Raw genomic sequence first — 21,167 nt, forward strand, 5'->3', positions numbered from 1 at the left:
ATCATGAAAAGCACTACTTTTTTAGCAATCTGTAGTCTGCTCATTTCAATTTTCTCATTCGGGCAGACCAGTACGGAACAATTTGAGACAGAATCGAACGGGAGTACAAGCTTCACCGATAATGGAGTCATTTTCAATATCATTTCACATGTAAGTGTTTTTGATATTCAGGGGAATTTCCCGGGAACTGGCTGGAGTGGAACAGCTAATGATAACAGATACATTGATAATTCTAACAATACTCAATCTCCGCCATCATTCAGTATAAAAACCACTTCCAATTTGTTTAAAGTAAACAGATTCTGGATGTATCTTTCTGCATTGAACCTGGATCTTAATGTAGCAGGAACGCTTACTGTAACCGGAAAACTAAGCGGTGTAACAAAATTTACGCAAACAAAAACTACCGGATTTGCAACCAGCTTAGGCAGCACAAATGGATACACCTTAATTGATCTTACCAACTTAAATGGTCAGAATTATTCAAACATTGTGATTGATGAGTTACAAATCACCGCGAACGGAGCTTTCCGATATGTAGGTTTGGATGCTTTCACCTGGGTGAAAGACAGTAATCTGGTATTGGGTACTTCGGAAACTAAAAGCATTAAAAAAGACCTGACTGTTTATCCTAATCCAACCAACGGACCTATTTCTATTACTACAGAAAAAGCCAGTGAAGCTAAAATCTATAGTCTGGATGGTAAAATGCTGAAAACTATACAAACTCAAAAAGGAAATAATGAAATCAATATTTCAGAGCTTCCAAAAGGAGTTTATATTATTAAAACAGCAACAGAATCTACGAAAGTTATTAAAAACTAATCGTAAGAAATTTTACAAGTTCCATATTCCCATAAAGATTCTAATTCATGAATGACAAATCCCTTTCGACGAAGGGATTTTGTCATTTTATCGAGTCCATTTGTGGAGATGCTCTATCCTTCCGTTTCTATGAAGTAAAGCCTGGAATCTCAATTTTAATAAGATTTTACGTCCCTCGATAGTTCTTGTGAAAACCATCTCAGATTTCCCTATCATTTTATCCCATAGTTTTTTAAAAAGTTCTGCATTTTTTTTATTTTTTGCAAAAATTTCAGGTATGGGATAATACATATCTTTTTCCAAAAACAATAAACCTCTTTTTTGTTTCAATAGATATCTTGGGTTATCTATTTGTGATACCAATTCCTGTAAAGTTTGTATAAACTGGGCATTTTCATATTGACTTCCTCCATCCAGATAACAAAATGCATTTTTATTTCTGTCTGAAGAACTTACAATTCTAAGTTTTTCAATAGAGGTACGGATTACTTTCTCATGAATCAAGCCATATAGGATTATTTCAGCAAGGGAACTAAGCTGTCTTCCAACATTTTTACATCTTAAATACTGTTTTGTAGACCTATACAGTTTCCCGCCATAAACAACTATACCTGCAATACCAAATAGAGAAACCAATAATGAAAAACTTTTTATAGATTTAATTTCATCAATATTTCTGAGAAGCCCCATCAGAAGATCCTGACAAAATAGCAATAGGGAAGAAACCATTATTTTTGCAAAATTCCCACTCATTTTACCCAGATAATCCATCCGCATTTTCCCCATACCTGTCATATTCACTGAAGGGACCTCAATTTCTTCCACCAAAACACTTCCTTTATCAAGAGCATTTTTCCATCGCTGAGCAAGAGCAGTTCTATCTTTTGCCCATGCAAAGAATATCTGATTGATTTCTGGTAATTCTTCTTTACGTTCTATCGTTTTAATATTAAGTCGTTCAATATTATTTTCAATGGTAACCTCATCTTTGTAGGAAATCCCAACAAAAGTTTTAAATCTTTTTTTTATATTACTGAAATCCTGTCCTCCATCAATATCACAGGAATCAAAACATACCAGGTGCCAGATATTTCCTGTTTTGTTTACATTATCTTTATCCGTTCTGATAACTCTTCCTCTCATTTGATTAGAGAGCACGAAAGAACTTACAAAACTGGCCAGCACAAGACTATTCATTTTGGGAGCATCCCAACCTTCTCCTAACAAAGACTTTGTACCAATTAAGACCTGAATTCCTCCACATTGAAAGATCTCAGTTACTATATGAACTACATCATGCTTTATCTGATCTGTAAGATTAATTATCAAATAACTCTGATCATATAAAAGAGCAGAAAAAGATACTCCAGATATACTCTTTTTTACACAAAGCTGATCAAACATATCCTTTGCACTCGAAGGGATGAGCACCAAACTACCTGTAAGAATTCCTATTTTTTTATTCTGTGAATTTTCTCTTCTAAGTTTTTCAAATATTGGAATCGCTCCAATCTTATCAAGATTTAATATATTCTCGGTGCTATTGTTCAGATATTCTTTTTTAATAAAATCCGTGAGGATTACCATTCTGAGATCTTCTTTAAGAACTGAAAATTCAAAATCTGCAATTTCTTTTATCCCTTGAAGCTTACCAATACTTGAATTAAGAATCTGATTTACATTTTTACTATTATAAAAACTAATTGTTCTTTGTTCAAGAAACCCCAATCTTCTGAGTCTGTTTCCTAGATCTGTCCGGTGATCTTCATATTTTTTAAAATTAATATCATCCAATAACAGATAAAAATCAAGAAGTTCTTCCATCCAGAAGAAATCAAATTCAGGAACATAATTTTGCTCATCTCCAATGATATTAAAATGGATATCTGAAATCTCTTTTCCTCTGAAATGAAGATAAACAAGTCCAGAGGTATATGATGATATATTTTCATAAATCCATTCCAAATGTAAAGCAGGATTCAGGTACACAGGATGCTGTTCAAGAGCTTCAAATAATGTATCATCATTTTGAACTTCTTGGAAAAATGTAGCTGCCTGATGATGATAGTATTCAATTTTTTTCTCCTCTTCTTTTGAAGGTGAAGTAAAATAAACCAAATCCTGATGAGGGCAAAGATCTCCTTCAATCATCAATTCAGGAACAGAAATTTCTACATCTATAGGGCCATTCAGTTGAATATATTTTTGCCATTCGGAACCAGAAACATCAAAAGGAGGAGTCGCAGTAAGAGCAACAACTGTAGGACTAATCTTATTTTTCAATTCCATTAGACTTCTCCACCAGGCATTTTTCAAATGATGCGCTTCATCCAAAATAAGAGTGCCCACTTTTAATTTCTCTAGCCTTTTAACAATTTCAGCAACTGAGATTTTTGAAGTTTTTTTTATCAGATCTTCGTCTTGTTCATCCACACCAGAGGCAGAATGAATACCCTGATAAGTGGTAACAGTTAAAATTCCTGGTTTTTTAATATCAGAAGATATCCATTCAGGAATAGTTTCTGTATCCAGAAAAAGCTCACAAAATCTCTGAATCCATTGGTTTTTGATCGCCAGCGTGGGAGCAACAATCAATGTTGGCTCACCGAGTCTCAGCATTATTTCCAATCCAAGAATAGTTTTCCCAGAACCAGGAGGAGCCGAAATATGAAGATGATTATCATGCAGATAGTCATCCATATTGTCTAAAATTTTCTTCTGATAAGTTCGCCAGTCGTATTTAAAAGTTGTGTTTTTAGGGAAAACATTCATAATCACAATTTAATAAAACTAAACATACAATCATAGAAAATCATCTGATCTCATGTTTTATTTCTGCAAAGCTAAAATGTACTTGTCTATATAAAGCTGTTTTTCTTTCAATTTGTACTGCTGGATATATCTTGGATGTTCCAACACCGTCATTGTATCAAACAATTTTGCTTCTTTATTTAATTTTGAAATAAAATCGGCATTCTTCTTACCAAGAACAAAAACTTCTGAAGTATCGAGATTAAGGCTGATATGATTATTCAGAGATTCTATCATAAAGTCTTTTACCGCTTCGAAAAGTTTTTTATCATCATAGTAATTGGCATTAAGCCATCCGTTTTTTGTTTTCCTTACGATAGCCAATGGAAATGGAGAGTTGATATAAATATCTTTGTAAAAAAGATCAGCTCCACCATAGCTCTCCATCATGTCATACATAAATACGGAAGAAATTTCATGGGTATGGGCAGATTCCATTTTGATTCCGCAGACACTTTCCAATCTTTTGGTATCGGTAAACGGGACTCCTGTTACTCCAGCTCCATGACGGCTTGGATTGATTCCAATGATAAATTTTCTTCGAGATGAATCATTATAATATTTATGATAAAACTTCTGCATTACCATCAATGTTTCAGGATTTTCCAGATACGGATTCAGAACATCAAAACCTTCAGGTAGATTCCCGATATAGTTCAGATTTTCATTGAATGTAATAACATGGTCTGCAAAAGTTGTATTCATATTTAGTTTTTAGAAAAAATAAAATTTTCAGGCTGATCATCATCAATATCCTCATCTTCATCTTCTTCACTTAAAGCCAGTTCAATATCAATAAATTGAATATATAAACCACATATCTCTCCATTGCCATCATAAGCAAAATAAACAGGGTAGCTGCCGTCACCAAAGCCGCTGGCAAACATCGGAATCTGATAGTCGGTACCTGGAACCGTCCAGTTTATCCAGTCTCCTGCTTCTCTTTGATTGTTGGGATAATCTTTATAGCTTTGTGAGAAAAGCTCTGCAAAATAATCATCATAAACATTGTCGACATTTATTTCATCAACAAATTGATCTACAAAAGGAAGCACTTCTTTATCCGCAATACAACCTAAACCAGCATCCACCTCAAAACCAAAAAAATCATCATCGGTTACGCCTTCCAATTCTTCAATCCCGACCAATGCTTCTCTATAAATAACAGGTTTTTCTTTGGTAAATTCAACTTTTATAACAGCATATCTATCTCCCCAATCTTCAGATTTTACTACAGCAATAGCTACAGGAAAATTCCCTTTCGGAGCCTGAATAAAATAAGGCGATTGATTGCCATTCAGGGATACCAGCGGATCTCTTACCACCACTTTTCCGGAAGGAAGAGAAACATTTCCAATTTTCATGGTCTCCATTTTCAGCCCCATAATTTCATCAGAAATAAAATAGGTTTCCAGATCTGTAGGACAAACCAGAATATTTTTTACTTCTTCCCATTTTTGCATCCAGTTTTCGTTCATTGCTCTCGATTTTATGATTGAATTTTAAAATTAGTACTTTTTTACCAGGGAAAGAAGAGGCTGAAACTAAGAATATGTTAAAACTTAATCATTCACTTAAATAAATTATCGATCAAAAAGAAACTGAATTATCATATTTCATGATCCCCTTCCTAAGTTCTAATTCATATTATTTTTTTTATTAAATTCGTTTTCAATGAAATAGCGATTTCACCTAACTAAAACTTTTAACCTATGATCGGAATTATCATTGAGCTTATCATTTCATGGCTTCTCCTTAAGTTTATAGCAAAAAAGGATCTTTCTGTTTTAGGATTTAAGCCTAATTCAACAAGGCTGGCTCATTGGAGCATTGGTCTTCTTTTGGCTGCTGCTATTTGCAGCCTTTATCATATCATGACAACTGCATTCATCAATAATGGCTGGATTCTGAATAAGCAACTTACATTATCCGCTGCATTAATGGGTATATGGTGGGTTCTGAAGTCTGTATTGTTTGAAGAATTACTTTTCAGAGGAGCTTTGCTTTATCTTGCTATAGAAAAATGGGGTACGACAAAAGCCTGCCTTTTATCTGCTGCGTGCTTCGGAATCTACCATTGGTTTTCTTATAATGCATTTGGAAATCCTTTTCAGATGGGAATTATTTTTGGAATGACTGCTATCTTTGGGTGGATGCTGGCTGTATCTTTTGCTAAAACTCAATCTCTATATCTTCCTATAGGTCTCCATCTGGGCTGGAATTTGTTTAATATTATTGTATTTTCAAATGGTCCGTTAGGCAAACAGCTTTTCATGAAAGCCAATATTAACCATTTGGAAGGAATCCCTTCATTGCTTGTTTTTTTGTTTCAGATATTCGCGTTACCCATTTTAATGTACGGATATTTTAAGTTTAAGAAAAAAATATAAAAAAACTGCCAATCACGAGGAGTAGCAGCTTTGTGTATTGTTTTAAGTTAAAAAAGTCTAAGAATCCGCACAGATATAACATGCTCTGGCAATATCAGGCCATCTTCCAGGAAGACAACAGCTTCCGGGAGGACAAGGATTAAGGGTGCAAGACCAGTTTGGCCCGGCTCCTTTAAGAGATCTCAACTCATGTCTTGAAAGTTTTTTTAAGTTTTTCATAGTGGTTTGTTTTGATGTTCTCTCCTACTCTATATGCTTTTCGGATTTCGCCTATTAAAGTTAGTAATTTTTCAAACAAAAAACCATAACTAACTGAAATAATGAATATTTCAATTTATACAAGACTAATATTCTAAAGGCTTATAATTTCTAAAAACCTTATAGAGATCCTTATCATTTCCTTTGAATACTTTTTCTTCAATAACCTTAAACTTGCCTGTAGAATCTTTTTCTTCCACCACTATTTTATCAGAAACATCCACTCTGGCAAATTCTTGAAGAGAGTCTTTTCTGATTGTAAGAAAGGATGTGATAGTAGAGCCAGTTAAAATCAGTGAATTAATACAATTTAATTTAGGATTATAAGTTAAGTTTGGATAAGATTCAGAATTTTTGATGTGGATGAAATCTTTATTCTCAGGATCATAAACAAATAATGTCATCACTATATTTCCTCCTCTTCCTGCGATTCCACTTTGATAAGTCACATCATTAAAGCCATCATTATTAAAATCACCAATTTGAACATCTAAACCCGTTACTCCATCTTTGATAAATTTAAAAGTATTTTTTAATTCCCAGGTATGAAACATAGATCCTTTACTTTCCACCCAAATATCTTTTAGATCATAAACATTCAAGGTAACAAATACATCACCATTCTTAATATGTCTAAATTTTTCAAACTCTACTTTAGTTTTACCTTTTCTTCCCACATTCAGACTGTCAACAAATTTTTCTTCAGAATAATAGCCGTCTTTATCTTGTTTTAGATTTCCTGAACAGGAAAAAAGAAATAAAATTGAGAAAGCGCAAAAGACAATGTTAAAAGAAGTTTTTAATGATTTCATGATTAAAAATTTTCAAATTTTATTACTTATGTTAAGGTTTCAAACCTTGGCAGGAGTTATTAAAAAGTCCCTTTCAGTTTAAACCGGAAGGGACTCTAAATTTATATTTTATTTTGAATTAAATCAATCCAAATTGTTGGAAGTGGTGTGTAAAATGCTTTTTGTGCATCAGTTCCCACATTTCTTTATTCAGCTTTCCGAAAACGTAATTCATGTGCTCTGCCTGCGGGTTTTCCTTATAGTAGATCACAAACTTCTTCAGGTTATCCATGAATGACAGTTTTGCTGCTTCCAGATTTTTATGTTTGGGTTCCGGAAGTGAACCGTCCTGCGGAAGGAATGGAGCTGTAAATTCTTTTGGCATTGCTCTGTGGTTGTAAAGAGAATCCTGCCATTTTTCAAGATTTTCTTCTGGAGTAAAGCATTTTTCTGCTTCAGGCTCTCCAAAGCTTACCAATACCGTCTGTTCAAGATGTTCTAACATCTGCTGAGGAGACATTTTTCCCCAAAGTGCAGGTGTACTTTCTGTTAATCCATTCAGTATTTTCTGAACATTTTTCAAATTCAGATCAATGAAAGGAGATTGTTTTGCTACCAGTGTTAAAATTGTTGCCACGCAAACTACCTCATCTCTTTGGTTTACAACTTCAACCAGCCATTTTACAACACCTGAAGGAATATTTCTTCCTTTTACTCCTCTGTTGATTTTCTCTTTTGCTGTCAGATAAACAGTGATCGTATCTCCGGCATATACAGGCTTGAAGAAACTACATTCTTCTAATCCGTAATTGGCAATAACAGGCCCTTTTTTACCTGAAACGAATAATCCCGCTGCTGCTGAAAGAATGAAATATCCGTGAGCAACAGTCTTATCGAAAATAGTACCTGTTAAACTTGTAGCATCTGTATGGGCATAGAAATGATCCCATGAAACATTGGAGAAATTAACGATATCTGCGTCAGTAACCGTTCTTCCTGCTGTTTCCAAAGAATCTCCTACTTCCACTTCCTCAAAATATTTCTGGAAAGGATGTTTATCTGAGAATTTTTTCTCTGCTCCCTGCTGGTAGATCTTAGTAATAGCTTTCAACACATCCGGTGATCCCTGAATAGCTGTTTTCTGTAAGAAGAAATGAAGACCGCTAAGTCCGCCCATTTCCTCACCGCCACCAGCTCTACCAGGACCTCCGTGCATTAATGTCGGAAGTGGAGAACCATGACCTGTGCTTTCTTTGGCGTTATCTCTGTTCAATACAAAGATTCTTCCGTGCTGGGAAGCCATTTTCCATGAAGTCTCTGCGATAAAGTTCTCATCGTGAGAAACAATAGATCCTACCAGACTTCCTTTTCCTCTTTTTGCCAGTGCAGCTGCTTCTTCAGCATCTTTATACGGCATCAATGTAGATACTGGTCCGAAAGCTTCTACATCATGAGAGATATTTTTTTCAAAAGGCCTGTCGTTCAGGAATAATTTCGGGCTCATAAATGCACCATTTTCATAGTTAGCATCTATCAGTTCGTGTTTACCGTCATAGACAAGTTCTGTTTCTGATTTTAATAGGTTTACTTTTCTCAGAACTTCTTCGTACTGCTGTCTTCCCACCAAAGATCCCATTTTGGTTTCTCTGCTTAATGGGTTTCCGATTTTTGTTTGATCTAAAGCTTTAGATAAAGCATTCTGAACATCACCGATTAAATGCTCGGGAACGATGATTCTTCTGATCGCAGTACACTTCTGCCCTGCTTTTGTCGTCATTTCGTTACGAACTTCTTTGATGAACAGATCGAATTCAGGAGTTCCCGGTTTTGCTTCCAATCCAAGAATTGAACAGTTTAATGAATCTGCTTCCATGTTGAAACGAACCGCATTTCCTGCAATAGATGGCAGTGATTTTAATTTTCTTCCTGTATTGGCTGAACCTGTGAACAATACAGAATCTCCATCCTGTACATAATCTAAGATATTTCCTGGTTCTCCGCACACTAACTGAACAGCTCCTTCAGGTAATACTCCACTTTCAATCATATCCTGGAATACAGCATTGGTAAGGTAAGACCCGAAAGGAGATGGTTTTACAATAGAAGGCACACCCGCTAACAATGAAGTGGACAATTTTTCCAACATACCCCAAACCGGAAAGTTATAAGCATTGATCTGTACCGAGACTCCTTCACTAGGCGTTAAGATATGTGTTCCCAGGAAAGTTCCGTTAGCAGAAATCTTCTGGGTATCACCATCTACCCAAAATGAAGTATTCGGAAGCATTCTTTTTGCCAATCCGGAATAGGTAAAGAAAGTTCCGAAACCTCCTTCAATATCCACCCACGAATCTATGTGGGTAGCTCCCGTCTTGTATGATAAGTCGTAGTATTTTTTCTTTCTTTCCAGTAAGTAAAGTGCTACTTTTTTCAACATTTCTCCGCGGTCGTAGAAAGTCATTGAAGAAAGGTTTTTGTACCCTACGGTTCTTCCGTAGTCAAGAGCCTGTTCAAAATTAAGCCCTTCTGTATCGGAAACAGCTACCTGTTCTCCTGTAACGGCGTTGTACAAAGGAACTCCGTTTCCGGTACCTTCTACCCATTGTCCGTAGATATAGTTTTTTAACTTTTCCATAAAATATTTAATTTATCAATGTAGAAGTGTAACAGTTTTACCAATAATTGTTTGCTGTGGATTTATTGTTACATTTTTACAGTGGTATATTGTTACATTTATTTTTATTTCGGTTCCTGATAAGGAAACAATTTCACTAATCCTTCATACAAACTTCTGTGAAGAATGGTTGCATGATTGTCTGTTTCCATCATTTTATATTCTAATGTCCAGTTTTTCTTTCCGGCTTTTTTCAAAACATCATAGAAAACTTCTGCATCTTTTATCATTACCGGATGTTCACCTTTTCCTACAGAAACGTAGACAAACTTTTTAGTGTCCGGGGATTTTGAAAGCAGTTGTGGAGCCTGTTTTAACAGGCTTTCATCATCCCACCACAAACTTGGACTGATAATAAAATAGTTATTGAACATTTCCGGCTTTTTTAAAAGGATTTCCGTTGCCAATAGTCCTCCCAAAGACTGACCGAAAAGGTATTTATCTGTAGTTTTAAACTGACTTTCCACATAAGGCTTTAGTTCTTTTTCAACGAATGCAATAAACTTATCTGAATGTCCTGTTGTAGGATAGTCTTTTTGTAAGTCTTTCAAATCCGTATGAAAGGTAAAATCTCTTTTTCTGTCTACATTAGCAACTCCCACCACAATGGTTTCCGGCATGGAATACATCTGATTAAAGAATTGTACTAATCCTGTAACGTGAATAAAATCTTCGTTCATACTTCCATCTAATAAATAAATTACCGGGTATGATTTTGTTTTATCATATCCCTGTGGAAGATATATATTCAGCGTTCTGTCTTCATTTAAGGTTTTGGACTTAATGGTCCTCACTTCTCCTATTGTAAGCGGTTTTGTAGAAACAGTCTGTGCTGATAACGTACACCCCACCGCAAACATTATGCTGCATGCAAGCGCAATTTTTTTAATCATATTTAATTGTAATGGTTATTATTTTATATCATCCCAAATACTGTAATCCACAATTTTAGTTGGGATCTGCTGAACATATTCTGTAAACGGTTCGCAAGGTAGAATAGCTTCTTTTCCTTCTCTTGCCAGCTCCTGATATAATTTTGTTCCTTCTGTTTTCCAGTGAATCATTTCATCAGAAACATCACGGATCACTTTTGCAGGACTTCCTACCACCAGTTTTCTTGGTTCACATCTGAAATTGGCTGGTACAAAAGCTAATGCTCCGACAATACTTTCGTCGCCGATATAGGCTTTGTCCATTACCACAGAATTCATTCCAATCAGACAGTTTTTTCCAATGTGCCCGGAATGAATAATCGCGCCATGTCCGATGTGTGCAGATTCTTCCAGGATCGTTTCTATATTCGGGAAAACGTGAAGGGTACAGTTTTCCTGTACATTAGCTCCGTCTTTAATGATAATTTTTCCCCAGTCACCGCGAATGACCGCATTGGGACCAATATATACTTCCTCACCTATTTCTACATTCCCGATAATGACTGCCTGCGGATGAATATAAGCAGAAGGTTTTATAATGGGACGAATCCCGTGGTATGAGTAGATGTTCATATTTTTTAATTTGAAAATCTGAGAATGGAATAATTTGAAAATTAATAATGGTTTTAAACGTTTTCAACTTCTCAAATTAACTCACTTTCAAATTCATTATACTTTTTCGATGACCATTGCATATCCTTGACCTACACCGATACAAAGGGTACACAATGCATATTTTTTATCCTGCTTCTGAAGTTCCATTGCTGCAGAACCTACGATTCTTGCTCCGGAAACTCCCAGTGGATGACCGATTGCAATTGCACCTCCGTTCGGGTTTATTCTTGCATCGTCATCTTTCAACCCAAAGCTTCTTGTTACAGCCAATGCCTGTGCTGCAAATGCTTCGTTTAGTTCAATAATGTCTATATCTTCAAGAGAAAGATTTAATCTCTTTAATAATTTCTGAGTAGCTTCTACCGGTCCGATTCCCATAATTCTTGGTTCAACACCTGCCACGGAAGATCCCAGAATTTTTGCTTTGGGTTTCAACCCATATTTTTTAACAGCTTCTTCACTTGCTAAAATCAAAGCAGCGGCTCCGTCATTCATTCCTGAGGCGTTTCCGGCAGTTACCGTTCCTTCTTTTCTGAAAGCGGGACGAAGTTTGGCCAACCCTTCCATCGATGAAGTTGGTTTAATGAATTCATCTTTTTCGAAAACGATGGGATCACCTTTTCTCTGAGGAATTTCAACTTTTACAATTTCTTCTGCCAGCCTTCCGCTTTCCTGAGCCTTAGTTGCTTTCTGCTGAGACCAAAGGGCAAATTTATCCTGATCTTCTCTGTTGATCTGGTGAATATCCGCTAAGTTTTCAGCTGTTTCTCCCATTCCATCAACGCCGTATAATTCTTTCATTTTAGGATTGATGAAACGCCAACCGAAAGTAGTATCAAACATCTGGCTGTCTCTTCCGAAAGCTGCGCTTGGTTTTGACATCACGTAAGGTGAGCGGGTCATATGCTCTACTCCTCCTGCAATATAAATTTCTCCTTCTCCTGCAGCAATGGAACGGAATGCATTGGCTACCGCAGACATCCCTGAAGCACACAATCTGTTAACAGTCTCTCCTCCAATTTTATAAGGAAGACCAGCTAATAAAAGTCCCATTCTGGCAACATTTCTGTTATCCTCACCCGCCTGATTGGCACATCCGAAAATAACGTCTTCAATTTCCTCAACTGGAACTTCAGGGTTTCTTGCTACCACTTCTTTGATCACAATAGCAGCCAGGTCATCTGCTCTTACTTCTGATAATCCTCCCTGCAGTTTTGAAATGGGAGTTCTGACATAGTCTATGATGTATACGTTGTTCATTTTTATTTGATTTAGGCTTTAAGCTATATGCAGTAGGCTCTGTCAGCTTCAAAAAAGCTTACTGCCTATTGCTTCAAGCTTACTGCTTATTATAATTCTGTTACTTTTTTCCCGATTTTGTAAACTGTTCCTACAAATTTTGCAATCAGCTCTTTATTTTGATTGGTAATCTGAATGTCATAAACAGCTGTTTTTCTTGTATCATTGACCAAAACACTTTCTGCTCTGAAAACATCACCTTCCTTTCCTGCTTTGGTAAAATTGATGATACAGTTCAATGCTACAGCTGCATCTCCGGTATTATTAGAGGAAAATGCCAGCGCAGAGTCTGCAAACGCAAAGGTAACTCCGCCATGAACTGTTTTAAGCCCGTTCAGCATGTCCTTCTTAATTGGCATTTCTATTAAACAGTAATTTTCTTTTACTTCAATCATCTTAATATTCATCCACTGGGAAAAATAATCCTGATTGAACATATAATCTGCTACTTGTCTTGGATTCATTTCTGTTAATTATATGTTTATTATTTCTTCATACAGCTCATCTGATAATCTGTCGTAAACACTCATGGTTTTCCCAAGAATAATCTGCCCGTATGAAAGGTTTTCTGAGTCTGATGAATTTTCAGAGGGATAGGATTCGTTTAAATCAATTCCATTTTCGTTGGCCAGTCTTTTGATCAGCTCTTTATATTTTTCATTAAATTTTCCTAAAAGCTCAAGTCTTTCATGCTCATCACCGGAGGAAGCTTCCTGAGTTAAATACTGTTTCTCAATTAAAAGTCTGGTCTCCAGTTCAGCCCTGAATTCATCTATATTCATTATTTTTTTAATGTAGCAATTTAGCAATGTATCAGTTTAGCAATGTTTATAAAATGATTGTTCCATTGCTAAACTGATACATTGGTATATTTTATAATTTACGAAGTAAAGGGCTTTGCCTGTATCTTTCTTCCTGATATTCTTCGTAAAGGCTCTGAAGGGTTTCGGAGATTTTTGCATACCCGATTTCTTTCCCCCAGCTTAATAATCCTTTCGGATAGTTAACGCCTTTCTGCATGGCCAGCTCGATATCTTCGTCATTGGCTACTCCTAATCTTTTCGCTTCAACAGCCTCATTGATCAACATGGAAATGATTCTTAAAAAGATCTGCTGGTATAAAGCATCGTCTTTCTGAGGAATAGGTTTTTCTGCTCCTTCGCTGTAATCGTAGAAACCTTTTCCTGTTTTTCTGCCGTGAAGTTTGGCTTCAGACATTCTTTGCTGTAATAAAGACGGCTTGTATTTCGGATCGTAGAAATAATCTTTGTACACAGTAGTTGTTACCGCAAAATTCACATCCACTCCGATAAGATCCATCAGTTCGAAAGGTCCCATTTTGAAATTCCCCAGCGTTTTCATGGCTTCATCAACCTGTTCAGGTGTGGCGATGTTTTCTTCAACAATCCTAAGGGCTTCCCCATAGTAAGGTCTGGCAATTCTGTTGACGATAAACCCGGGAATATCTTTGGCAATAACAGGAGTTTTCCCCCATTCTTTCATGAGGTTGTAAATTTTTTCTGCTAATGTTTTTTCTGTTAATAAGGATGGAATAACTTCCACTAAAGGCATCAATGGAGCCGGATTAAAAAAGTGAATTCCGATGAAACGCTCCGGTTTTTTGAGTTCTGCACCCAGAGAGGTGATAGAAATAGATGAGGTATTGGAACTGAGAACACAACTTTCAGAAACATAGTTTTCAAGTTCTGTAAAGACTTTGGTTTTGATCTCTTTGTTTTCGATAATGGCTTCTATAATCAGCTCACAATCTTTGAAATCTTTCAATTCGGTAGCAATGGAAATATTAGCTAAAATTTCAGTCATTTTCTCTGCCGAAATTTTTTGTTTATCAACCAATTTGGTCAAGGTTTTTTCCAAACCTACCGTTGCCGTTTCTACTTGTTTTGCGTTGGCATCATAAACCCATACTTTGCATCCGTTCGTTGCGGCTACTTGTGCTATGCCGATTCCCATGGTTCCGGCACCGATAATTCCTACATATTTCATAATGTAACAGTGTATCAATGTAACAATGTAACAATCATTGTCATGCTGAGCTTGTCGAAGCATCTCATTGATAAACTGCTACATTGGTACATTGTTATATTAGTTCTTATTTTCCTTTATAATTAGGTTTTCTTTTCTGTAAAAAGGCATTTACTCCTTCAATGAAGTCTTCTGTTTCTGCAGCTTCCTGCTGAAGATCACCTTCCAGTTCAAGCTGTTCTTTCAATGTGTTGTTATAAGAATTGGCAAATGCTTTTTTCGTAAGCTTGATGGCTGCTGTCGGCATGTTTGCCATTCTTTCAAGAATTTCCATAGATTTTGGAATGAATTCTTCTTCAGTGAACACTTCTGCTACAAGGCCATGCGCTTTAGATTCTTCTGCAGATAATTTTTTACCTGTAAATGCTAAATAATTGGCCAATTGTCTACCTAGAAGTTTCGGTAAGAAGTAAGTTCCTCCTGTATCAGGAATCAAACCGATATTTGAAAATGCCTGAGCAAAATATGCTTTCTCATTCGCTAAAACGAAGTCAGAGATTAACGCCAACATTGCTCCAGCTCCTACTGCAGGACCGTTTACTAAAGCAATAACCGGTTTTTTGCAACGGGTAACTTCCATTACTAATGGATTGTAATAGTCTACCACAATTTTTCTGATGATGTCATGATCATGGTGTTCTTTGCCTACTACAAAAGCTTCATCCAGATTCTGACCTGAGCAGAATGCTCTTCCTCTTCCGGAAATGGCAACACATCTTACCGTTTCGTCTTCGCTGCACTCTTTAACAAAGTCTCTAAGATCTGATAAAGCCGGTTTTGTAAGGGCGTTCATCGTTTCCGGTTGATTAAGATATGCGATTTTCAGCTTTCCGTCAAAATGCGTTTCAATATCAAGTTGTGTATACATAGTTTTTATTAATTTATTATTTAACAACGCACTAATTTAACAATATAAATCAATGTAACGGTCTAATAATTTAACATTCTAACAATTCCTTCGTTATGCTTTGCATAGCCGTAAAATTTGTTGTATATGGGTTGATTATTCATCAATGACATTTAAAATAATCAAATGGCTCCAGGCAGTCTAAGCATTGATAAGAGGCCTTACACAAAGTAGACCCAAATCTGCTGATCTGTTTGGTATGCTCGGAACCACAGCGCGGACATTTTTTCGGTTTTCCGATGTGGTGTTCGTCTGCTCCTTTTTCGGGAGGAGTGATTCCGTAAACACGGAGCTTTTCTCTCGCTTCATCAGTAATCCAGTCTGTTGTCCAGATCGGAAACATCTTGGTGACTACTTTGGCATCCCATCCGTTTTCTTTCATGATCTTAATAATGTCTTCCTCAATGGTAAACATAGCTGGACAAGCAGAATAAGTTGGCGTAATCGTTACTTCACAAGAGTTCTCGCTGGTAATTTTCGCTTCTCTTACAATACCCAATTCCACAATATTGATTACCGGAATTTCCGGATCGGGAACCATTTCTAATATTTCTAAAGGATTTTTCAATCTCTTATTATTTTTTTTCTAAACAACATTAAAAGAACAATCACAATAATATCAATAACAATTAATACTTTTTCTCGTTCTATATCCTTACATAAATTTCTTCCTGTTATCTGTGAAACACAATCTCCAGGAATACTGGTTTCGTACTTTAAACTAACCTGCGTATTGATTATTCCAAAGTAAGATATTGGGATTAAAATAATCAATACTATTATCAGCATTTTAAAATATTTCTTTTTCAAAACTGCAATCTCCTACCACGTACAGCCAGGATACGCTCTCTGCATATACTGAAGCTCACAAAGAATATATCCGAAATACTCTGTATGGTATCCTGTTCTTGATTTTGGCTGCATGAAAGCATTTTCAGGATATTCTAACCCAAAATCTGCAAAATCTTTCTTGGTAATTGCAAGAAATTCTTCGTAAAGAACGTCTGTATCCGGAGCAATATTCAAGGCAACAAGATCGTCTTCACCTTCTGTTTTAGCAAAAAGACCTTTCGTATATTCCCAGATATTTTCTATAGCTTTTACCAGACGGGACTTACTTTCTTCCGTTCCCTGAGCAAAGATTTTCATCCAGGATGCAGCGTGTGTATAGTGATATCTTACTTCCTTCAATGATTTTTGAGCAATGGCAGCCAATTCTTCATTAGCAGAGTTTGATAATGCTTCATACATCAGTTTCTGATAGACAGACAATACGTATACTTTAAGAATAGTCTGTGCATAATCTTCATTAGGAAGTTCTACCCAGTGTGCATTCACATATTCATGCTCATATCTTAAAAATGCGATATCATCTTCACTTTTTCCGTTGTCAATCACTCTTGAAGCGTAAACGTAAAAGTTATTCGCCTGACCTAGTTCATCCAACGCAATATTTGTCAATGCAATATCTTCCTCTAAGTAAGGACCTTCACCGCACCATTCAGACAGACGCTGTCCCATAATGAAACTGTCGTCTGCAAGTTTTAATAAATAATTATATAATGGGTTCATTGTTTAGTAGATTTCAGATTTCAGATGCTAGATTTCAGATTGACAAAAAAGTCTAGTATCTGAGATCTCACATCTTAAAGTCTTTATTAATTACATATTTTTTACGTCGTTTGGAATCTCGTAGAAAGTTGGATGACGGTATAGTTTATCATCAGCCGGATCAAAGAATGCTTCTTTATCTACTCCTTCCGAAGTCACAATATATTTACTTGGAACAACCCAAACAGAGGTTCCTTCTTTTCTTCTTGTATAAACGTCTCTTGCGTTCTGCAAAGCCATTTCTGCTGTTGGTGCCTGTACAATTCCAACGTGTTTGTGAGATAATCCCGGTTTAGTCTGAATAAACACTTCCCACATATCTAAATTTGCCATAGTCAAATTAATTTAACAATGTATCAATGTACCAGCTTAACAATGAAATGCTTCGACAAGCTCAGCATGACAATGATTGTTACATTTCTACATTGGTATATTGTTACATTATTATATTACTTCTTTTTGTTGTTTTTCTGCAAAAGCCGCCGCAGCTTCTTTTACCCAAGCATTCTCTCTTTGAGCTTTTCTCTTCGTTTCGATACGCTTTTTGTTGCAAGGACCGTTTCCTTTTAAGATTTCCATGAATTCATCCCAGGGAAGTTCTCCGAAATCGTAATGCTGTCTTTCCTCATTCCATTTCAGATCTTTATCCGGAATGGTTAATCCTAAGAATTCAGCCTGAGAAACGGTAACATCAATAAATCTCTGACGAAGACTGTCATTACTTTCTCTTTTTACTCTGTAGTTCATAGAGATTTTAGAGTTGGGTGAGCTGTCATCATTAGGTCCGAACATCATCAGAGCCGGCCACCAGAAACGGTTTAGTGAAGCCTGAGCCATTTCTTTCTGTTGTTTTGTTCCACGGCACAATGCCATAAGAATTTCATACCCTTGTCTTTGGTGGAATGATTCTTCCTTACAGATTTTCACCATCGCTCTTGAATAAGGACCGTAAGAGTTCCCCATCAACATTACCTGGTTCATAATAGCAGCACCATCTACTAACCAACCGATGGCACCGATATCAGCCCAGCTTAGGGTAGGATAGTTGAAAATACTTGAATATTTAGCTTTTCCTTCCAGCATATCATCATAAGTAGCATCTCTGTCTGCTCGGATGCTTCCGTCTCCTAACGTTTCGGTAGCAGAATAAAGATATAAGCCGTGGCCTGCCTCATCCTGAACTTTGGCTAAAAGAGCCATTTTTCTTCTCAATGAAGGCGCTCTGGAGATCCAGTTGGCTTCCGGCAACATTCCTACAATTTCAGAATGCGCGTGCTGTGAAATCTGACGAACCAGTAGCTTTCTGTAATCATCTGGCATTACATCTTTTGGTTCTACTTTATTTTCTTCGTGAACGTATTGAACAAATTTTTCTAAGTCCATAATTTTTTCAATTTAACAATGTATTAGTCTAGCAATGTACCAATGATTGTTATATTGATACATTGTTATATTGTTACATTAATTTTTAAACATCATAATTAAGCATCACCACATTCGTTGTAGGGTGACATTGGCAGGTAAGAACATAGCCTCTGGCTACTTCTTCTTCGGTAAGCGCATAGTTTTTCTCCATGAAAACTTCTCCTTCCAGAACTTGTGCTTTACACGTACAACAAACACCTCCTTTACATGCAAAAGGTACAGGAAGATTGTCTTTCAATGCTTTATCTAAGATACTCTCTTTTTTAGAATTAAGGTGGAACGAATATTCATCATCATCAATGATAACCGTTACCATACTTTCAATATTGGCAATGGCCTTGAATTCATCGCTCATTTCCTCCGTATTTTCTTCATCCGGAGCGGTGAAATATTCAAATAAAACCTGAATAGCAGGTACTTTTTTATCTTTTTTCAGATAGTCTGCAATCCCCTTAATCATTTCTGAAGGTCCGCAAATAAAATAAGTAGCTTCTTTTACATCAATATCTGTATATCTTTCAAACAGCTGCTCTAATTTTTCTGACGAAATTCTGCCTTCAAAAACAGGGTCCTCGTGTTTCTCACGGCTTACCAGATAAATCACTTTAAGTCTTCCGTTGAAGTGCTCTACAAGTTTATCTATCTCTGCCTTTCTTAAAACATGATTCATGCTTCTGTTACTGTAAAACAGATAAGCGTTACTGTTAGGTTCCTGATAAAGGCTTTCTTTAATATTGGATAATACAGGCGTAATTCCGCTTCCTGCAGCCAGGCCAACGTAAGTTTTTACATTGCTTGGGTGATATGAAGTATTGAAACCACCCATCGGAGGCATTACTTCCAGCACTTCATCCATGTGAAGGTGTTCATTGAAATACCCTGACACCTTTCCGCCTTCCAGCAATTTCACCAATACTTCCAGCGTGTTGCCTTTTTCACTTGGAGCATTACAGATAGAGTAAGAACGTCTTTCTTCATTTCCGTTGATCATCATTCGGAAATTCAGATATTGTCCCTGCTTGAACCTGAACTTATCTTTCAGTTCTTCAGGAATTTCTACCGCCACATTCACTGCTTCGGAAGTATCTTTCTGAACTTTAACTGTTTTAAGTTTATAAAATGAATTCATTATTTTTTAAGTATTCTATTAATTTTTCCACCTTCGCACTTTGGCAGGCTGTCCTGAGCATGAACTTTTACTTTCGTAGTGATTCCTACTCTCTTTTTATTTCGTTTTCTATATTTTTCCCAAAGTTGCCGACAAAATTAAAATAATCATCGGTATTTGATTCTATTTTTTGAGATTTTACCAATTCATCATCGATTTCAACATCAATATCCAAAGCAATACACATATGTTCTTTCTCTACAGGCGTAAGAAAGTAGTTTGGAACCACTCCTTTTACATAAGAAAAAGCATCTTCAATCTGACTTGGATAAACATTGACTCCTCTTACGATCAGCATATCATCTGCTCTCCCGACAATGGGTTTCATTTTTACCATGGTTCTTTTGGCATTTTCATCGTAGTAAAGGCTTGTGATATCATTTGTCCAGTAACGTAAAAGCGGCATTGCTTTTTTGGTTAAAGTGGTAATCACCAATACTCCTTCTTCTCCGAAAGGAACCGGCTGTTTGGTCACCGGATCTAAAATTTCCGGATAAAAATGATCTTCCCAGATATAAGCGCCTCCCTTCTCTTCAAAATCCTCCATGGAAACTCCGGGACCGATAATTTCACTTAATCCATAGATATTGGTTGCATGAACGCCTAATTTTCTTCAATATGGCCTCTGATAATTTCCGTCCATGGCTCTGAGCCTAACACAGCATATTTGAGACTGATCTCTTCTGCAGTAATTCCTCTTCTGGCAAATTCATCCGCAATCGTTAAAGCGTATGACGGTGAACAACAGATCACTTCAGGTTTGAAATCTATAATCAGGTCTACCTGTCTTGCCGTCATCCCTCCGGAAATAGGAAGAACACTCATCCCCAACATCTCGGCTCCGTAATGAAGGCCTAAACCTCCTGTAAAAATTCCGTAGCCATAAGCATTGTGCAATTGCATTCCCGGTCTTGCTCCAGCAGCATGTAAAGATCTTGCCACCACTTCACTGAAAATATCTACATCTTCTTTGGTATACCCTACCACAGTCGGTTTTCCTGTTGTTCCGCTTGAGCAGTGTATACGCTGAAGCTCATTTTTAGGAACGGCAAATAGTCCGAACGGATAGTTATCTCTTAAATCCTGTTTGTAAGTAATAGGAAGTTTAGCGATATCCTCAATCGACCTTATATCCTGTGGAGATATTTGCAATTCATCAAATTTTTTTTTATAAAATTCCGACTTCTCTCCCAAATAGCTGATCAGGCTGATCAACCGGCCGGATTGAAGCTGTCTCAACTGACCCAGCTCCAGATATTCAACTGAAAAATCCATAAAACTAACTAACATTTGTTAGGTGTAAATTTAAAAAGATTTCGGAAGCTGGCAAAATTTTTATGACTTTTGTCATATTTTGAATGATTCTAAATAAGAAAGACGGTTAAAATTATGTTCAATGGTCATTCTGAGCGGAA

At 36.5% G+C, this 21,167-nt stretch carries 22 protein-coding genes; 2 read left to right on the plus strand and 20 right to left on the minus strand.

The genetic code is table 11. The features are described from left to right. The first annotated feature begins 3 nt into the window (after positions 1 to 3). Positions 4 to 825, plus strand: coding sequence for a T9SS type A sorting domain-containing protein (locus KBP46_RS11765; protein ID WP_062672179.1), 822 nt, complete (start codon positions 4 to 6; stop codon positions 823 to 825). Between the two features lie 87 nt (positions 826 to 912). Here the strand turns inward: KBP46_RS11765 and KBP46_RS11770 are convergent, their stop codons facing one another. Genes KBP46_RS11770 through KBP46_RS11780 form a run of 3 tightly spaced genes read right to left on the minus strand, consistent with a single transcriptional unit; the run spans position 913 to position 5,114 of the window. Continuing rightward, complete coding sequence (locus KBP46_RS11770) at positions 913 to 3,597, minus strand: DEAD/DEAH box helicase family protein (protein WP_216445424.1); 2,685 nt, start codon at positions 3,595 to 3,597, stop codon at positions 913 to 915. A gap of 57 nt (positions 3,598 to 3,654) precedes the next feature. After that, positions 3,655 to 4,341, minus strand: coding sequence for an SMUG2 DNA glycosylase family protein (locus KBP46_RS11775; protein ID WP_123279569.1), 687 nt, complete (start codon positions 4,339 to 4,341; stop codon positions 3,655 to 3,657). Between the two features lie 2 nt (positions 4,342 to 4,343). After that, positions 4,344 to 5,114 (minus strand): DUF4241 domain-containing protein, encoded by a 771-nt coding sequence (locus KBP46_RS11780; RefSeq protein WP_062672185.1) that lies wholly within the window; start codon positions 5,112 to 5,114, stop codon positions 4,344 to 4,346. Positions 5,115 to 5,348: 234 nt separating this feature from the next. Here KBP46_RS11780 and KBP46_RS11785 point away from each other — a divergent pair, with 234 nt between their 5' ends. Next, a complete protein-coding gene (locus KBP46_RS11785; RefSeq protein ID WP_062672187.1) occupies positions 5,349 to 6,026 on the plus strand; it encodes a CPBP family intramembrane glutamic endopeptidase in 678 nt (225 codons plus the stop codon). Positions 6,027 to 6,083: 57 nt separating this feature from the next. On the opposite strand, the gene KBP46_RS11790 is transcribed toward KBP46_RS11785, so the two are convergent. The 17 genes from KBP46_RS11790 to KBP46_RS23735 all read right to left on the minus strand — a co-directional run bounded on the left by KBP46_RS11790 (position 6,084) and on the right by KBP46_RS23735 (position 21,027). Continuing rightward, complete coding sequence (locus tag KBP46_RS11790; protein ID WP_157885761.1) at positions 6,084 to 6,245, minus strand: hypothetical protein; 162 nt, start codon at positions 6,243 to 6,245, stop codon at positions 6,084 to 6,086. 125 nt (positions 6,246 to 6,370) lie between these two features. Then, positions 6,371 to 7,096 (minus strand): hypothetical protein, encoded by a 726-nt coding sequence (locus KBP46_RS11795; protein WP_062672188.1) that lies wholly within the window; start codon positions 7,094 to 7,096, stop codon positions 6,371 to 6,373. A 118-nt stretch (positions 7,097 to 7,214) separates the two neighbouring features. Then, the gene (gene paaZ / locus KBP46_RS11800; RefSeq protein WP_120233610.1) at positions 7,215 to 9,710 is read right to left on the minus strand and encodes a phenylacetic acid degradation bifunctional protein PaaZ; all 2,496 of its coding nucleotides are present in this window, start codon (positions 9,708 to 9,710) and stop codon (positions 7,215 to 7,217) included. Positions 9,711 to 9,814: 104 nt separating this feature from the next. Continuing rightward, positions 9,815 to 10,642, minus strand: a complete 828-nt coding sequence (locus KBP46_RS11805; RefSeq protein WP_216445425.1) for an alpha/beta hydrolase — start codon at positions 10,640 to 10,642, stop codon at positions 9,815 to 9,817. An 18-nt stretch (positions 10,643 to 10,660) separates the two neighbouring features. Then, positions 10,661 to 11,254 (minus strand): transferase hexapeptide repeat family protein, encoded by a 594-nt coding sequence (locus KBP46_RS11810; RefSeq protein WP_047373921.1) that lies wholly within the window; start codon positions 11,252 to 11,254, stop codon positions 10,661 to 10,663. A 96-nt stretch (positions 11,255 to 11,350) separates the two neighbouring features. Further along, entirely contained in the window at positions 11,351 to 12,556 is a 1,206-nt protein-coding gene (gene pcaF / locus KBP46_RS11815; protein ID WP_216443341.1) for a 3-oxoadipyl-CoA thiolase, read from the minus strand. Between the two features lie 89 nt (positions 12,557 to 12,645). Beyond that, the gene (locus KBP46_RS11820) at positions 12,646 to 13,059 is read right to left on the minus strand and encodes a PaaI family thioesterase (RefSeq protein ID WP_034695815.1); all 414 of its coding nucleotides are present in this window, start codon (positions 13,057 to 13,059) and stop codon (positions 12,646 to 12,648) included. 9 nt (positions 13,060 to 13,068) lie between these two features. After that, positions 13,069 to 13,377, minus strand: a complete 309-nt coding sequence (locus KBP46_RS11825) for a hypothetical protein (protein ID WP_216443342.1) — start codon at positions 13,375 to 13,377, stop codon at positions 13,069 to 13,071. 91 nt (positions 13,378 to 13,468) lie between these two features. After that, positions 13,469 to 14,602, minus strand: a complete 1,134-nt coding sequence (locus KBP46_RS11830) for a 3-hydroxyacyl-CoA dehydrogenase NAD-binding domain-containing protein (protein ID WP_216443343.1) — start codon at positions 14,600 to 14,602, stop codon at positions 13,469 to 13,471. A 106-nt stretch (positions 14,603 to 14,708) separates the two neighbouring features. Further along, positions 14,709 to 15,509: an enoyl-CoA hydratase/isomerase family protein gene (locus KBP46_RS11835; RefSeq protein ID WP_216443344.1), complete on the minus strand. Its 801-nt coding sequence runs from the start codon at positions 15,507 to 15,509 to the stop codon at positions 14,709 to 14,711. Positions 15,510 to 15,651: 142 nt separating this feature from the next. Further along, positions 15,652 to 16,116 (minus strand): 1,2-phenylacetyl-CoA epoxidase subunit PaaD, encoded by a 465-nt coding sequence (paaD, locus tag KBP46_RS11840; protein ID WP_216443345.1) that lies wholly within the window; start codon positions 16,114 to 16,116, stop codon positions 15,652 to 15,654. 254 nt (positions 16,117 to 16,370) lie between these two features. Further along, the gene (gene paaC, locus KBP46_RS11845; protein WP_216443346.1) at positions 16,371 to 17,120 is read right to left on the minus strand and encodes a 1,2-phenylacetyl-CoA epoxidase subunit PaaC; all 750 of its coding nucleotides are present in this window, start codon (positions 17,118 to 17,120) and stop codon (positions 16,371 to 16,373) included. 90 nt (positions 17,121 to 17,210) lie between these two features. After that, positions 17,211 to 17,492 (minus strand): 1,2-phenylacetyl-CoA epoxidase subunit PaaB, encoded by a 282-nt coding sequence (gene paaB / locus KBP46_RS11850; RefSeq protein WP_002981782.1) that lies wholly within the window; start codon positions 17,490 to 17,492, stop codon positions 17,211 to 17,213. Between the two features lie 111 nt (positions 17,493 to 17,603). After that, positions 17,604 to 18,542: a 1,2-phenylacetyl-CoA epoxidase subunit PaaA gene (gene paaA, locus KBP46_RS11855; RefSeq protein WP_110010672.1), complete on the minus strand. Its 939-nt coding sequence runs from the start codon at positions 18,540 to 18,542 to the stop codon at positions 17,604 to 17,606. Positions 18,543 to 18,627: 85 nt separating this feature from the next. Next, complete coding sequence (locus KBP46_RS11860) at positions 18,628 to 19,713, minus strand: 2Fe-2S iron-sulfur cluster-binding protein (protein WP_062672212.1); 1,086 nt, start codon at positions 19,711 to 19,713, stop codon at positions 18,628 to 18,630. Positions 19,714 to 19,798: 85 nt separating this feature from the next. Continuing rightward, a complete protein-coding gene (locus KBP46_RS23730; RefSeq protein ID WP_253297024.1) occupies positions 19,799 to 20,299 on the minus strand; it encodes a phenylacetate--CoA ligase family protein in 501 nt (166 codons plus the stop codon). A 56-nt stretch (positions 20,300 to 20,355) separates the two neighbouring features. Next, positions 20,356 to 21,027, minus strand: coding sequence for a phenylacetate--CoA ligase family protein (locus tag KBP46_RS23735; RefSeq protein ID WP_253297025.1), 672 nt, complete (start codon positions 21,025 to 21,027; stop codon positions 20,356 to 20,358). Positions 21,028 to 21,167 lie beyond the last annotated feature (140 nt).

The organism is Chryseobacterium sp. PCH239 (assembly GCF_018924625.1).
GTDB lineage: Bacteria > Bacteroidota > Bacteroidia > Flavobacteriales > Weeksellaceae > Chryseobacterium > Chryseobacterium cucumeris.

What these genes read in the sequence shown, in the direction of transcription:
- KBP46_RS11765 (WP_062672179.1), top strand. Translation starts at nt 4, where the DNA reads ATGAAAAGCACTACTTTTTTAGCAATCTGTAGTCTGCTCATTTCAATT.
- KBP46_RS11770 (WP_216445424.1), bottom strand. Translation starts at nt 3,597, where the DNA reads ATGAATGTTTTCCCTAAAAACACAACTTTTAAATACGACTGGCGAACT.
- KBP46_RS11775 (WP_123279569.1), bottom strand. Translation starts at nt 4,341, where the DNA reads ATGAATACAACTTTTGCAGACCATGTTATTACATTCAATGAAAATCTG.
- KBP46_RS11780 (WP_062672185.1), bottom strand. Translation starts at nt 5,114, where the DNA reads ATGAACGAAAACTGGATGCAAAAATGGGAAGAAGTAAAAAATATTCTG.
- KBP46_RS11785 (WP_062672187.1), top strand. Translation starts at nt 5,349, where the DNA reads ATGATCGGAATTATCATTGAGCTTATCATTTCATGGCTTCTCCTTAAG.
- KBP46_RS11790 (WP_157885761.1), bottom strand. Translation starts at nt 6,245, where the DNA reads ATGAAAAACTTAAAAAAACTTTCAAGACATGAGTTGAGATCTCTTAAA.
- KBP46_RS11795 (WP_062672188.1), bottom strand. Translation starts at nt 7,096, where the DNA reads ATGAAATCATTAAAAACTTCTTTTAACATTGTCTTTTGCGCTTTCTCA.
- paaZ (WP_120233610.1), bottom strand. Translation starts at nt 9,710, where the DNA reads ATGGAAAAGTTAAAAAACTATATCTACGGACAATGGGTAGAAGGTACC.
- KBP46_RS11805 (WP_216445425.1), bottom strand. Translation starts at nt 10,642, where the DNA reads ATGATTAAAAAAATTGCGCTTGCATGCAGCATAATGTTTGCGGTGGGG.
- KBP46_RS11810 (WP_047373921.1), bottom strand. Translation starts at nt 11,254, where the DNA reads ATGAACATCTACTCATACCACGGGATTCGTCCCATTATAAAACCTTCT.
- pcaF (WP_216443341.1), bottom strand. Translation starts at nt 12,556, where the DNA reads ATGAACAACGTATACATCATAGACTATGTCAGAACTCCCATTTCAAAA.
- KBP46_RS11820 (WP_034695815.1), bottom strand. Translation starts at nt 13,059, where the DNA reads ATGAATCCAAGACAAGTAGCAGATTATATGTTCAATCAGGATTATTTT.
- KBP46_RS11825 (WP_216443342.1), bottom strand. Translation starts at nt 13,377, where the DNA reads ATGAATATAGATGAATTCAGGGCTGAACTGGAGACCAGACTTTTAATT.
- KBP46_RS11830 (WP_216443343.1), bottom strand. Translation starts at nt 14,602, where the DNA reads ATGAAATATGTAGGAATTATCGGTGCCGGAACCATGGGAATCGGCATA.
- KBP46_RS11835 (WP_216443344.1), bottom strand. Translation starts at nt 15,509, where the DNA reads ATGTATACACAACTTGATATTGAAACGCATTTTGACGGAAAGCTGAAA.
- paaC (WP_216443346.1), bottom strand. Translation starts at nt 17,120, where the DNA reads ATGAACCCATTATATAATTATTTATTAAAACTTGCAGACGACAGTTTC.
- paaB (WP_002981782.1), bottom strand. Translation starts at nt 17,492, where the DNA reads ATGGCAAATTTAGATATGTGGGAAGTGTTTATTCAGACTAAACCGGGA.
- paaA (WP_110010672.1), bottom strand. Translation starts at nt 18,542, where the DNA reads ATGGACTTAGAAAAATTTGTTCAATACGTTCACGAAGAAAATAAAGTA.
- KBP46_RS11860 (WP_062672212.1), bottom strand. Translation starts at nt 19,713, where the DNA reads ATGAATTCATTTTATAAACTTAAAACAGTTAAAGTTCAGAAAGATACT.
- KBP46_RS23730 (WP_253297024.1), bottom strand. Translation starts at nt 20,299, where the DNA reads ATGGAGGATTTTGAAGAGAAGGGAGGCGCTTATATCTGGGAAGATCAT.
- KBP46_RS23735 (WP_253297025.1), bottom strand. Translation starts at nt 21,027, where the DNA reads ATGGATTTTTCAGTTGAATATCTGGAGCTGGGTCAGTTGAGACAGCTT.